This is a genomic window from Pseudomonas sp. PSE14 (assembly GCF_029203285.1).
Classification (GTDB): domain Bacteria; phylum Pseudomonadota; class Gammaproteobacteria; order Pseudomonadales; family Pseudomonadaceae; genus Pseudomonas.
Window position 1 is genome coordinate 265,564 of sequence record NZ_CP115669.1, and the last position, 13,465, is coordinate 279,028.

Genomic DNA, 13,465 nt, shown 5'->3' on the forward strand with positions numbered 1-13,465 from the left:
CGCTCAGAAGTCGGTGGTGACCGAGACGCCGAAGGTGCGCGGGTCGCCGAACATCACGGCGGCGGTCTGGAAACCGCCCGGCAGGGTGTGGTTGCGGTATTCCTTGTCGGTCAGGTTGTTCACATAGGCAGTGACGCGGGTGGTTTCGCCCGGCAACTCGTAGGTCACCCGCGCGTTGCCCAGGGTGTAACCGCCGGAGCGCATGTTGGCGCTCTGGTCGTTGGTGAAGAAGTACTGGCGGCTGCGGGTGTTCCAGTCGGTGCCGAGGATCACCGCGCCGCCGACGTTCAGCGGGATGCGGTAGTCGGCGCCAAGCACGGCCGAGACGTTGGGTGCGCGGACGAAGTTGTTGCCGGAATAGTCGTCCTTGCCCGAGGTGTAGTCGGTGAACTCGGTGTGCAAGAGGCCCAGGCCGAAGTTGACGTGGAGGTTCTGCAGCGGGATGGCTTCCAGTTCGAACTCGGCGCCGTAGGCCTCGCCCTGGGCGCCGTTGGCCAGGCGCGAGACGGTCTGGTTGTTCACCGCGGTGACGATGTTGAGCTGGATGTCCTCGTAGTCGTAGTAGAACAGGCTGGTATTGGCGTTCAGGCGGCCATCGAACCATTCCGACTTCAGGCCCAGCTCGTAGGAGGTGAGGTATTCCGGGTCCACCGTGGCGACGGTGGCCTGGCTGGTCACGCCGGTGTTGTAGCCGCCGGAGCGGAAGCCACGGGCATAGCGGAAGTAGGCCCGGGCGTTATCGGAAATGCGGTACTCCGGGGTCAGGTCCCAGCTGTAGTCGCTCCAGGTGTTGCTCTCGTCCTGGCTGGCATTGGCGACCAGTTGCGAGAGGACGTTGTCCTGCTTCCACCAGTCGCCATCGCCGAACACCGCGGGGCCTCGGTTCTGCAGGCGCAGCAGGTCGATGTCCTTGGTCTCGCGGGTCCAGCGCAGGCCGGCGGTGAGGCTGAAGTCATCGGTGAAGTTGTAGGTGGTGCTGCCGAAGACGGCGTAGCTCTCGGTCTGCTGGTCGTAGCTGACGTTGTTGTAGGAACGCGGGATGTACGGGTTGGTCAGCGCCGCGTTGACACTTTCCGCCTGCAGGTCCTCGTTGAAGTAGTGGAAGCCCAGCACCCAGTTCAGCCGTTCGGTGCGCGGCGAGGCCAGGCGAAACTCCTGGGAGTACTGCTGGCTGTCGGCGTAGCCGTAGCTGCGCTGCAGTTCCAGCGGGGTGTTGTCGCTGTCGCTCCAGCCGTCGCGGGTGAAGTGCTCGAAGGCGGTGATGGAGGTCAGCTCCAGGTCGCCCAGTTGCCAGACCAGGTTGAGGTTGCTGCCCAACTGGTCGATCTCGGCCTGGTACTTGGCGTTGAAGTTGGCCTTGCCCAGCTTCGGGTCGATGGAATAGCCGAACTGGTTGGTGCCGTTGGGCCGGGTGCCGTAGCTGACGGTGTTGTAGCTGGCGGTGTCGTGGTAGCTGCGGGCGTGCAGGTTGAGGTTGGCGTCGAGGTCATCGTTGATCCTCGCGGCGAACTGCAGGCGCACGGCGTCGTCTTCCAGCGCGCCCTGGTCGTCGTTGTCGTTGATGTTCTCGGTGTAGCCGTCGCGGCCCTGGTGATGGAAGGACAGGCGCCCGGCCAGCTTGTCGTCCACCAGCGCGTCGCTTACCGCGCCCTCGACGATGCGGTTGGCGTAATTGCCCATGTCGACCTTGAAATAGCCCTCGGGGCTGAAGGTCGGCTTGCGCGAGATGAAGTTGATCGCACCGCCCGTGGTGTTCTTGCCCCACAGCGTGCCTTGTGGGCCGCGCAGCACCTCCACGCGCTCCTGGTCGAACAGCGGGAAGCCGGTGGCGCTGATGTTGGCGATGTACACGTCGTCGACGTAGATGCCGATCGGGCTGACGGTGTTGGCGCCCTGGTCGCCGGTGCCCAGGCCGCGAATCCACCAGCGCGGACGGCCGTGGCCGTCGGTGGTGCCCGCCGAGGCGTTGGGCGTGTAGCGGGTCACTTCATTGGCCGATTGCAACGAGGCGTCGCGGATCTTCTCGCCGCTGAGCACGGTGATCGGCGCCGGCACTTCCTGCACCGACTCTTCGCGCTTCTGCGCGGTCACCACCACCTTGCCCAGGGTGGGCGCGGCGCTGGTGTCGTTGTTCTGCTGGGTGTCGCTGTCGTCCGCCGCGGCGTTCTGGCTGGCGAGTCCCCCCAGACTCAGGACGATGGCGAGGGAAAGGGTACTGCGTTTGAACATGGTGTCCCCAAGGGGCGGCGAAAGGACGGCCGGCTCTGTGGTGCTCGGTCGTCGCCGCAAGGCATCTAGCTGTTATTGCGTTGCTCTTGTGCTGGCTCACGCGTGATAAGGCCGGTTGGCTTGCAGGGGCTATCGCAACATCCGTACCGCTTTTGGGTTTGATCTCAATGTGTTGATCTATAAGGGAATTTCTTAGGTCTTGTGGATTCTGTGCTGCTGGGGAAGCAGCCCGTGCTGGCGTGTCGCTGCCTGGGCAGCAGCGCGGCAGCAAGGGAAAGGCCCTGCGCGGAACGCGCAGGGCGGTGGCTCAGATGACCTCGCTTTCCCGCAGGCTCTGCGGACTCTCCAGCGTGATCCGGGCGATCTCGTCCTTGCGCAGGAAGGCGACGCCCGGATGGCGCTTCGCGTATTCCAGGAAGGCGTCCCAGGCGCGAACCATCTGTGGCGTACCGCTGATGCGGTCATGGGCGCTGAGGGACATCATCCGCCGCCGGCTGGCGGCTTCCTGGTAGAGCTGATCGAATTCCAGCTTGATCTGTTCGAGGAACTGGCTGGGCGAGTAGTTGCGCCCCTCCACCAGCAGGATGTCGTTGTTGCGCAGGGTGTAGGGCACCACCGCGAAGTCCCGGCCGTTCACGGGCTCGATGAATGGCTCGTCGCGGCTGAGGTCGTCGATGTGGTAGCGGTAACCCAGCTCCTGCAGCAGCGACAGGGTATTGGGCCCGCGTCGCAGCCAGTTGCAGTTGTAGCCCTGGGGGCGCTGGCCGGTGACTTCCTCCACCATGTCGCGGGCGGCGATGAGGAAGGCGCGCTCCTCGTCGCGGCTCATCGCGTACTGGGAGCTCCAGCGCGGACCGTGGGCGGCGGCCTCGTGCCCGCGCCGGACGATTTCCCGCGCCAGGTCGGGGCTGTGTCGGACGGCTTCGCCGATCATGTGCGAGGTCACCTTGATCCCGTGGCGGTCCCAGAGGTCGAGCATCCGTGGGATGCCTTCGCGGTAGCCATAGGCGAACCAGCTGTTGGCGGCGGCGTCGGCGGGTACGCTGTCGGGGAAGTCCACGCGGGGGAACGGGCTGTCGGTGCCCTTGAGCGGCTGGCCACCCGCTTCGAACTGCATGGAGATGGAGATGACCAGGCGGATGCCGCCGGGCCAGAAGCGTGCGCTGGCGGTGGCTTTGCTGCTCCGGGGTGGCGTCGCCGCGCCGGCCGAGCCTGCGCCCAGTGCCATGCCGGCGGCGATGACGCCGACGCCGGCGCCGACCTGGGTGATGAAGCTTCGGCGGCCGAGGCCATTGTGCTCGGTGCTCATCGTGGCCTCCGTCAGTTCGACACCACGCCGAGCTGGCGCAGCAGGCTGAGGTTGTCTTCGATGTGCCAGTTGTCGGTGATGCGGCCGTCGGCGATGCGATAGATGTCGGTGGCGATGAAGTCCACGGCCTGTCCCGCACCCTGGTGGCCAAGGAAGGGGCCGGTGAAGCGTCCGCTGAAGCGCAGGTGCAGGACCACGCGATCGCCCGTCACCAGCATCTGCTCGATACGGCAGTGCAGATCGGGGATCGCGGCTTTCATCATGGCCGAGGCCTTCAGCGGTCCCTCGATACCTTGTGGCCGACCGGCGGGCAGGGTGCGGTCGGTGAAGCTCTCGGCCAACGCCTGACGAGCGAGTGCAGGGTCGCCGCTGTCCCAGAACGTGGCGTAGCGGCGTGCGGCGAGGATCTGCGCATCGAGCCGGGGCTTGGGCAGTGATGCGTCGGCAATCAGTTGCCCGGGCTCCAGCAGGGGAGGGCTGGCGGCGATGGCCGAGCCGGCGGCGAACAAGGCCAGGGTGGCAAGCAGGGGGCGAAGATGAGGCATGGCGAACTCCGGTCAGGGCGCTTCGAGGCGCGGTAGCCGTCATTCTCTGTTGCGGGTTTCGATGGAAATACGCTAGATACGTCGATGCATTCTTTCTGTTTCGTGAAGAGTTGGTCGAATGATCGATAACCTCGTCAATCTCGTGGCCTTCGACCGTATCGTCAGCGCCGGCAGCTTGTCCGCCGCGGCGCGCGAGCTGGATGTGTCCCTGGCGGTGATCAGCAAGCGCCTGGCTCACCTGGAAGGCAGCCTGGGTGTGCGCCTGTTGCAGCGCACCACCCGGAGACAGGCGTTGACCGAGGAGGGGGCGCTGTTCCATGCCCAGGTACTGCGTATCCTGGCGGAGGTGGATGCGGCGAACGCACTGATCTCGCGCCGGCGCGAGAGCATCGATGGCCTGTTGCGCCTGACCGCGCCGATCGACTTCGGTCGCCGTTGGATCGCCCCGCTGCTGGCGCGATTCCAGCAGCTTCATCCGCAACTGTCGGTGCAGCTGGAACTGAGCGACAGCCTGATCGACCTGCTCGAAGGCGGGCTGGACATGGCCGTGCGGGTCGGTGCGCTGGAGGACTCGTCGCTCATCGCGCGGCCACTGGCGGACAACTACCGTGTACTGTGCGCGGCGCCTGCGTACCTGGAGACGCATGGCGAACCGGCGCATCCGGCTGAGCTGCTGCGCCATCGCTGTATCGTCAATGGCGAACAGCCCCGCAGCGAGTGGCGATTCGTTGCCGCCGATGGTGAGCGCATCGCCGTGCGGGTGCAGGCCAGCCTGTTGAGCAATGACGGCGGTGCCGTGCATGCGTGGCTGCTCGCCGCTGGCGGCATCGCCTTGAAATCGATCTGGGACGTGGGCGAGGACATCGCCGCCGGCCGCTTGCGACGGGTGTTGCCGGATTACCGCGTGCCCAGCGCGCCGCTGCATGCACTCTACCCCCATGCCCGGCATGTACCGCCCAGGGTTCGTGCGTTCATCGAATTTCTTCGCGAGCAGTTGGGCGAGAGGCCGGAACTTTCGTCGTAACAGCTCTGGGGCGGGCTTGCTGCTGGTAAAGTGAGTTCTCGCACAACCTGGAGTTGGCAATGAATACCCTCCTGCCGGAACGCCCCCTGCAACGCTTCCCGCGCAATCTGCGTGGACGCGATTTCGTGGTGGGGGATGTGCACGGCCATTTCGAACTGCTCGAACGCCTGCTGGAACGGGTGGCGTTCGATAGCGCCGCTGACCGTCTGTTTGCCGCCGGCGACCTGGTGGACCGCGGACCTTATTCGCCGCGTGTGCTGGAGTGGCTGGAGCACTCCTGGTTCGCCTCGGTGCGCGGTAACCATGAGCAACTGGTGATCGACTCGGTGCTGGCTGGCGATGACCGCGACCTGCACTACCGCAACGGCGGCGTGTGGCTCTACGCCTTGCCGCAGGATGAACGCGAGCGCATCGCCCGGCGCCTGCAGCGCCTGCCGTTGGTCATCGAGGTGGAAGTCGCGGAGGGTCGGCGCGTCGGCATCGTCCACGCCGAACCGCCGATCTCACCCGCTTTCCCGGATTGGGACAGCGGCATGGCCGCCCTGGCCGGGGAGCTGGGCAGCGCCGCCCGGCGTAGCGCGGCGGCATTGGCGATGTGGGCGCGCACCCGCATCGAGGGCGAGGACGATACGCCGGTGCCTGGCCTGGAGCGTCTGTATGTCGGCCACACGGCGCAGACCCGGGTACGCCGGCTGGGCAACACGCACTACATCGACACCGGCAGCGGCTATGCCGACGGCGTCCTGAGCCTGGTGGACATGCACTGCGGGAAGGTGGAGACGGCGACCTCGCGCTGAGCGGCCGCCGGCATCCGTTCACTCGCCGCGGATGTACTGCTCCAGCTGGCGGATCAGGTCGGCCTGTTCGGCGATGGCCGCCTTCACCAGGTCGCCGATGGACAGCAGGCCCAGCAGCTCCCCGTTCTCGACCACCGGCAGGTGGCGCAGGTGGCGCTCGGTCATGATGCTCATGCACTTGTCGATGTTCAGGTGGGTTTCCACGGTGATCACCGGCGCGGTCATCACGTCGCGAACCGGCGTGTCCTCCGAGTTACGCCCCTTCAGCGCCAGGCGCCGGGCGTAGTCGCGCTCGCTGAAGAAGCCGACCACCTGGTTGGCCTCCACCACCGGCAAGCCGCCGAGGTTCTTGTCCGCCATCAGGCGCAATGCGTCGATGACCAGCGCGTCCGGGCCAATGGTGTAAACCTGCTGGTCCGCCTTGGCGTTCAACAGCTGAGCCACATTCTTCATTCCTGCCCCCTTTCGTCGTCTCACGGCGCGATGCCCGAGGTTCATAGAGAATCGTGGACAGATGGCGATCCGGCAAGGTCGGAAAGCGGCGCGGACACCATTGAAAGCGTCAAGCTCCGCCCGCGCGATTTATACTGTCCTTCCCCTCCTGCTTTCTGATCGGCCATGACTGACGACGACCGCGACCTCCCCGAGCCCGAACATGACCACCTGCTCGATCTCGACGACGACCTCGACAGCCTGCTGGACGCGGACGCGGCGTACTTCGACGACCATCCGGATGACGATGAGCCGGAGGAATACCAGTCGGGTCTGGACGATGAGGACGATTGGCCGGAGGACTGATTCCAGACGGCTTCTTTGCGTCATGAAGTGCTGGCAGAATGCCCCAGATCAGAAGAGGGACCACCATGCGCTACCTCCCCATCATCCTGAGCCTCGCCCTGCTGGGCGGCTGCTCCTCCTCGGTCCGCACTGACGAGCGCGGCGCCCCGATTTCCCTGTACCGCGATACCCGCCATAGCCTGGTGGTGAACTTCCAGCCGGATGCCCAGGTGGCGGCCAACCCGCGCTGGCGCACGCTCATGAGCAACTGGCGAGAGGCCCTGCGCGAAGAGGCGGATTCGGCGGACTATCAGCTGTCGGTCCAGGACGGCGAGCCGCGCGCCACGCAAACCCTGTCCACCCTGGTGGTGATCGAGGTTGGCGCCGGCCATAGCGCCAACAACCGCCCGCGCGCTGAAGATGGCGAGTGGATCACCTCCACCGTGCGCTACCACGACGGTCTCACCGGCCAACTGCTCGCTTCGCGCCGCTATGACAGCGAGGCCGAGTCCACCGGCGACCTGTTCTCCTCGATGGGGGCGGCGCAACTGAATGCTGTGTCCGAGCAGATCGTCGAGGAAATCACCGGCGCACTGCTGGTCGCCCGTCCTTCCCGCCCGCTGCCGTCGCCCACGACTCCCGCAGCCCCGGTACCTCCGCAACGGAGCGTCCCCGCTCCGGTCGCCCCGACAGCGGTCGAAACCGTCGCCCACGCCGCCCCACCGCGAAGCCAGGAGCAGCAGATCCTCGACCTGCAGCAGCGCAACCTGCCTTACGAGGAATACCGGGACGAGTACCGGCGGATCATGGGGCGCTGACGGCAGCGTCGCGCCCCTGCGCCGTAGTTCGAGCGTTCGGGGCTACCAGAACCAGCCGTCGTCCGACAGCTCCTGTTGGCAGCTCTTGTACTGGGCGCTGTACAGCGAGGCGCGCGCCTGGACCTTCTGCGACACGTTCTTCAGCCACGGCTTGGCGTCGTAACTGCGATTGCGATAGCCGCCCCAACCCTCGTGGTAGTTCAGGTACTGGGCATAGGCGTCCCACTTGGAGACGCGGTTGACGCTGTAGGTCTTCTGCATGTACCAGCCCATGAAGTCCAGCGCGTCGGCGAAGTCGTCGCGGTCGGCGCCCCAGTCCCCGGCATCCTTCTTGTAGTCCGCCCAGGTCTCGTCCTTGGCTTGGGCGTAACCGTAGGCGGAGCTGACCCGGCCCCAGGGAATGAAACCGAGGAAGTAATAGCGGGGCGGCAAGGCGTCGTGCTTGAAGGAGGACTCCTGGTACATCATCGCCATCGGCACCTGGATCGGCGCTCCCCAGCGCTTCTGCATCTTCAGCGCCGCCTCGTGCCATTTCGGCTTTTCGCGGAAGATTTCGCAGAGGTTGTCGGGATTGGCAGGCGGCTTGGTGGCGCAACCGGCAAGGGCCAGGAGCAGGGCTGGCATCAGGAGCCGAAGCATTGGCGGTTTATCCTTTTCGCGCACGATGGCGGAGGCTTATACAGCCTTTGCTGGCGAAGATGAATCGTATGGCGTCGAGGGCAATTCCAGCGCTGGAGTCCGCCAGTTGCCTGGTATATGCGGCGGGAAGCGGCGGGCATGCGCGAGGCCGAATCGCCAGAAACAGGAAAGCCCTCTCAGGGCGGGCTTTACAGGTGGTTTCGCAGACCGCTTGAGGCAGCTCGAAACAGGGAGATGGCGCATCCGGCGGGATTCGAACCCACGACCCCTGCCTTCGGAGGGCAGTACTCTATCCAGCTGAGCTACGGATGCGTATGCCGCGCCTGGCGCGGCAGGCGGCAATCATACGCATCTCGGGCTTGGGCGTCCAATAGCAGTACGCTCGTTCATGATATCGAACGAAAAGTGCCGCCTGTCGGTAGAAATGCTCCGAAAAGGCTCTGCCACCTGATACCTTCGTTGGTTTTGTCGAACAAGCTCTTGCCCTTTGCGGTCGAGGGCCCTAGGATTCGTTTGAGATTTCAAACGCCTCCCCATCACAACAACAGGAGACCGGAGAATTGGCATCACACCAGCCGGCCAACCGCCTGCGGGATGACATTCTTCCGTTGTGCCAACCGCTTGTCTTCACTGACAGCAGGTCCCTGTGCGGCTTCCGTCGATCAGCGTACCGGAAGGTTGTAGGGCAGACGTCTTCTTGGATTCAATCCAGGAATCCGTGCGTGAGCGAACTGGACCAGACCGGGCAATGACCCCGGTCTGTGTTTTTTCGTGTCCGCGTGCCGAGCGAACTAAGAGCCGTTCGCCTGGCGTCGCCCCTTGCTGTGGCGACCTTCGCCCCTGGCACCGACATGGGTCGGTCGGGGTGAATGAACGGTAGGGACTGCGGTCTCTCCATTCCAGACAACAAGACAGGTGGGGACTCGAGGTAGACCCGCCGTCCACAGGCTTTCCTCGAAAGGAGACAGGTCATGCAACTCAATGATGCCAAGCTGTTCCGTCAACAGGCTTACATCGACGGTTCCTGGGTCGACGCCGACAATGGCCAGACCATCAAGGTGAACAACCCGGCCACCAACGAAATCATCGGCACCGTGCCGAAGATGGGCGCCGCCGAGACCCGTCGCGCCATCGAAGCCGCCGACAAGGCCCTGCCGGCGTGGCGTGCGCTGACCGCCAAAGAGCGTGCCAACAAGCTGCGCAAGTGGTTCGACCTGATGATCGAGAACCAGGACGACCTGGCTCGCCTGATGACCATCGAGCAGGGCAAACCGCTGGCCGAAGCCAAGGGCGAGATCGCCTACGCCGCCTCCTTCCTCGAGTGGTTCGGCGAAGAAGCCAAGCGCATCTACGGTGACACCATTCCGGGCCACCAGCCCGACAAGCGCATCATCGTGATCAAGCAGCCGATCGGCGTGACCGCGGCTATCACCCCGTGGAACTTCCCGTCCGCGATGATCACCCGTAAAGCCGGCCCGGCCCTGGCCGCTGGCTGCACCATGGTACTCAAGCCCGCTTCGCAAACCCCGTACTCCGCCCTGGCCCTGGCCGAGCTGGCCGAGCGCGCCGGTATTCCGAAGGGCGTGTTCAGCGTCGTCACCGGCAGCGCCGGCGAAGTCGGCGGTGAGCTGACCAGCAACCCGATCGTGCGCAAGCTGACCTTCACCGGCTCGACCGAAATCGGTCGCCAGCTGATGGCCGAATGCGCCAAGGACATCAAGAAGGTGTCCCTGGAGCTGGGCGGTAACGCTCCCTTCATCGTGTTCGACGATGCCGACCTGGACGCCGCTGTCGAAGGTGCGCTGATCTCCAAGTACCGCAACAACGGCCAGACCTGCGTCTGCGCCAACCGCCTGTACGTACAGGACGGCGTGTACGACGCCTTCGTCGAGAAGCTGAAGGTTGCCGTGGCCAAGCTGAACATCGGCAACGGCCTGGAGCAGGGCATCACCACCGGTCCGCTGATCGATTCCAAGGCAGTTGCCAAGGTCGAGGAGCACATCGCCGACGCCGTTTCCAAAGGCGCCAAGGTCCTCGCCGGCGGCAAGCCGCACGCCCTGGGTGGCACCTTCTTCGAGCCGACCATCCTGGTCGACGTACCGAAGAGCGCCCTGGTGTCCAAGGACGAAACCTTCGGCCCGCTGGCGCCGGTGTTCCGCTTCAAGGACGAGGCTGAAGTCATCGCCATGTCCAACGACACCGAGTTCGGCCTGGCCTCCTACTTCTACGCCCGTGACCTGGCCCGCGTGTTCCGCGTGGCCGAGCAGCTGGAATACGGCATGGTGGGTATCAACACCGGCCTGATCTCCAACGAAGTGTCGCCGTTCGGCGGTATCAAGGCTTCGGGCCTGGGCCGCGAAGGTTCGAAGTACGGTATCGAGGACTACCTCGAGATCAAGTACCTCTGCCTCGGCGGTATCTGATCCGTTTTTCCGTGGGCGCGCGGGTGGCAGGCAAGAGCTGACAGCCACCTTCGCGCCGGCGTTTTCCGGTGGTAGCACCGGACAACCCGTCTGGCGGGCCGTAAGTTCCACGACAGTCGATCATCGTATGCTGTCGTGTGAGGCTTCTCCCCGCTTTCATCCTTTGATCCGGTCGCCCGATGAGCGGCCACTGAGGAAGCTATGAGCAAAACCAACGAATCCCTGCTGCAACGTCGTCAGGCCGCCGTACCGCGCGGTGTAGGCCAGATCCACCCGGTCGTCGCCGAGCGCGCCGAGAACTCCACCGTGTGGGACGTCGAAGGTCGTGAATACATCGACTTCGCCGGCGGCATCGCAGTACTGAACACTGGCCACCTGCACCCGAAAGTGGTTGCCGCCGTTCAGGAACAACTGACCAAGCTGTCCCACACCTGCTTCCAGGTGCTGGCGTACGAGCCCTACATCGAGCTGGCCGAAGAGATCGCCAAGCGCGTTCCGGGCAACTTCCCGAAGAAGACCCTGCTGGTCACCTCCGGCTCCGAAGCCGTTGAGAACGCCGTCAAGATCGCCCGTGCCGCCACCGGCCGCGCTGGCGTGATCGCCTTCACCGGTGCCTACCACGGCCGTACCATGATGACCCTGGGCCTGACCGGCAAGGTCGTTCCGTACTCCGCTGGCATGGGCCTGATGCCGGGCGGCATCTTCCGCGCCCTGGCTCCGTGCGAACTGCACGGCATCAGCGAAGACGAGTCGATCGCCAGCATCGAGCGCATCTTCAAGAACGACGCTCAGCCGCGCGACATCGCTGCCATCATCATCGAGCCGGTTCAGGGCGAGGGTGGCTTCTACGTCAACTCCAAGTCCTTCATGCAGCGCCTGCGCGCCCTGTGCGACGAGCACGGCATCCTGCTGATCGCTGACGAAGTGCAGACTGGCGCTGGCCGTACCGGCACCTTCTTCGCCACCGAGCAGCTGGGTATCGTTCCGGACCTGACCACCTTCGCCAAGTCCGTTGGCGGCGGTTTCCCGATCTCCGGCGTTTCCGGCAAGGCCGAAATCATGGACGCCATCGCTCCCGGCGGCCTGGGCGGCACCTACGCCGGTAGCCCGATCGCCTGCGCCGCGGCCCTGGCCGTGCTGAAGGTCTTCGAAGAAGAGAAGCTGCTGGAGCGTTCGCAGGCTGTTGGCGAGCGTCTGAAGGCTGGTCTGCGCGACATCCAGGCCAAGCACAAGGTGATCGGCGACGTTCGTGGCCTGGGTTCGATGGTTGCCATCGAGCTGTTCGAAGGCGGCGACCACAACAAGCCGGCTGCCGAGCTGGTCAGCAAGATCGTGGTTCGTGCCCGTGAGAAAGGTCTGATCCTGCTCTCCTGCGGTACCTACTACAACGTCATCCGCTTCCTGATGCCGGTCACCATCCCGGACGCCCAGCTGGACAAGGGCCTGGCCATCCTGGCCGAGTGCTTCGACGAGCTGGCCTGAGCCTTGACGGTTTAGCCGCTGTAATGAAAAGGCCCGCGAAAGCGGGCCTTTTTTTGTGTCCGAATTTGATGGCGCTCATGGGAAAGCACCTAGGCTTTGGACTACGCTGCGCGTTATTTCGTAGGCCTTTTCCGGCGACGCCCAAGATTGCACAGACCGGCTAGGCCGCTCTGGGTTGGCTGCGCGTGCCGGCGTTTGGCGTTCGTTTCGAACGAGGTGATTGATGAGTGTATCTCCCGGCGTGCTGGTCGCGGCCAGCGATCCCTGGAGCCGTGAACTGCTGGGCCAGCTGGTGCTCAGCGTGCGCTGCGATGCCAGCGTTCAGTTCTGCGAGGATGGACTGGCGGCAATCGATGCCTGCCGGCGGCAGCAGTTCGCTCTGGTGCTGGCCGAGCAGGAGCTGCCCGGTAGCGACGGCCTGGAGCTGTTGCGCCAGGTCCGAGCCCTGCGCCGAGGACCGGTGGCCCAGCCCTTCATCCTGATCAGCTCGAAGGCGGACGCCGCCAGCGTTCGCGCTGCGCTGCCGTTGGCGCCGACGGCTTATCTGGTGAAGCCTTACAATGCGGAGAATCTGCGCGCGCGCCTGCGGGCGGTGCTGCTGGCGCCGGGTGAGAGTGTCGTTTGCGAGCTGCCGACCCTGGAGCAGAGCCTGTCGCTTGCGCGCTTCCTGCAGACCGAGCGGGACGCCACCGATGGCGCGCCGTTGATGGGCGAGGTTGGCAAGGCGGTGAACCGCTGCATGGAGGCCAGCGACATCAATCTGGAGATGCTCGAGCAGGAATTCGGCCATGATCCGCAGATCACCGCCTGCCTGATCTCCGCCGCCAACAGTGCCGCCCGGCACGTCGGCATGCCCTGCCAGACACTCCTGCAGGCCCTGTCGCGACTGGGCGTGGCCCATGCCCTGAACCTGATGCTGGCGGTGGCCTTGCAGCGTGCTGCGACGCTGGATGATCCGCTGCTGAAGGAGCGCGCCGAGCGCTTCTGGCAGCTCTCGCAGCACAGTGCCGATGTCGCCTTTGCGCTGGCCGAGTCGCTGAGCGCGGACGCCGACCGCTGCTTCACGGCGGGCCTGCTGCACTGCCTGGGTGACCTGGCGTTGCTGCGCAGCCTGCAGGATTGGAGTAGTGCGGGCGGGGCACTCAGTGAGCGTGAAGTCGATGCGGCGCTGGCCGAGCATGGCGCGAGCTTTGGCTCGGCGTTGCGGACCCGCTGGCGCCTGCCGCTGGAGCTGCGCAACCTGATCGCGGCGGCCTATGCCCTGAGTGGCGGGGTGCTCAGCCGCGAGGCATTGATCGTCAACCTGGCCGCCAATGCGGCGCGTCTGCCGGAGGCCGAGTTGTCGAGTCTGGCGGAGCACAAGGCGGTGCGCATGCTGCAGCTGACGCCAGCGCAGCTGGGCTTGCTGAGCAGAAGCTGAGG

Annotated in this window: 12 protein-coding genes and 1 tRNA gene; 7 read left to right on the forward strand and 6 right to left on the reverse strand. The window is 65.1% G+C overall.

The annotated features are described in order from the left end of the window. Positions 1-3: 3 nt before the first annotated feature. The 3 genes from O6P39_RS01230 to O6P39_RS01240 form a co-directional block, all read right to left on the reverse strand. Entirely contained in the window at positions 4-2,229 is a 2,226-nt protein-coding gene (locus tag O6P39_RS01230) for a TonB-dependent receptor (RefSeq protein WP_275609677.1), read from the reverse strand. Positions 2,230-2,536: 307 nt separating this feature from the next. Continuing rightward, positions 2,537-3,538, reverse strand: a complete 1,002-nt coding sequence (locus O6P39_RS01235) for a polysaccharide deacetylase family protein (protein WP_275609678.1) — start codon at positions 3,536-3,538, stop codon at positions 2,537-2,539. An 11-nt stretch (positions 3,539-3,549) separates the two neighbouring features. Beyond that, entirely contained in the window at positions 3,550-4,083 is a 534-nt protein-coding gene (locus O6P39_RS01240) for an ester cyclase (RefSeq protein WP_275609679.1), read from the reverse strand. Between the two features lie 118 nt (positions 4,084-4,201). Between O6P39_RS01240 and O6P39_RS01245 the strand changes: the two genes are divergently transcribed. Further along, positions 4,202-5,107, forward strand: a complete 906-nt coding sequence (locus O6P39_RS01245) for a LysR family transcriptional regulator (protein ID WP_275609680.1) — start codon at positions 4,202-4,204, stop codon at positions 5,105-5,107. A 59-nt stretch (positions 5,108-5,166) separates the two neighbouring features. Further along, positions 5,167-5,904 carry a metallophosphoesterase gene (locus O6P39_RS01250; RefSeq protein ID WP_275609681.1) on the forward strand — a complete coding sequence of 246 codons (738 nt, stop codon included), beginning with the start codon at positions 5,167-5,169 and terminating at the stop codon, positions 5,902-5,904. Between the two features lie 18 nt (positions 5,905-5,922). On the opposite strand, the gene O6P39_RS01255 is transcribed toward O6P39_RS01250, so the two are convergent. After that, positions 5,923-6,357, reverse strand: a complete 435-nt coding sequence (locus O6P39_RS01255) for a CBS domain-containing protein (protein ID WP_275609682.1) — start codon at positions 6,355-6,357, stop codon at positions 5,923-5,925. Positions 6,358-6,522: 165 nt separating this feature from the next. Between O6P39_RS01255 and O6P39_RS01260 the strand changes: the two genes are divergently transcribed. Next, complete coding sequence (locus O6P39_RS01260; protein ID WP_275609683.1) at positions 6,523-6,702, forward strand: hypothetical protein; 180 nt, start codon at positions 6,523-6,525, stop codon at positions 6,700-6,702. Positions 6,703-6,767: 65 nt separating this feature from the next. Beyond that, positions 6,768-7,499 (forward strand): hypothetical protein, encoded by a 732-nt coding sequence (locus O6P39_RS01265; protein WP_275609684.1) that lies wholly within the window; start codon positions 6,768-6,770, stop codon positions 7,497-7,499. 42 nt (positions 7,500-7,541) lie between these two features. Here O6P39_RS01265 and O6P39_RS01270 read toward each other — a convergent pair whose 3' ends face one another. Further along, positions 7,542-8,138: a hypothetical protein gene (locus O6P39_RS01270; protein ID WP_275609685.1), complete on the reverse strand. Its 597-nt coding sequence runs from the start codon at positions 8,136-8,138 to the stop codon at positions 7,542-7,544. A gap of 235 nt (positions 8,139-8,373) precedes the next feature. Further along, positions 8,374-8,450 (reverse strand) — tRNA-Arg (locus O6P39_RS01275). A gap of 659 nt (positions 8,451-9,109) precedes the next feature. On the opposite strand from O6P39_RS01275, the gene gabD reads away from it, so the two are divergent. From gabD to O6P39_RS01290, 3 genes are all read left to right on the forward strand, one after another. Further along, entirely contained in the window at positions 9,110-10,561 is a 1,452-nt protein-coding gene (gene gabD / locus O6P39_RS01280; RefSeq protein ID WP_275609686.1) for an NADP-dependent succinate-semialdehyde dehydrogenase, read from the forward strand. Positions 10,562-10,762: 201 nt separating this feature from the next. Next, entirely contained in the window at positions 10,763-12,043 is a 1,281-nt protein-coding gene (gene gabT, locus O6P39_RS01285) for a 4-aminobutyrate--2-oxoglutarate transaminase (RefSeq protein ID WP_275609687.1), read from the forward strand. Between the two features lie 223 nt (positions 12,044-12,266). Then, a complete protein-coding gene (locus O6P39_RS01290; protein WP_275609688.1) occupies positions 12,267-13,463 on the forward strand; it encodes an HDOD domain-containing protein in 1,197 nt (398 codons plus the stop codon). Positions 13,464-13,465: the final 2 nt, after the last annotated feature.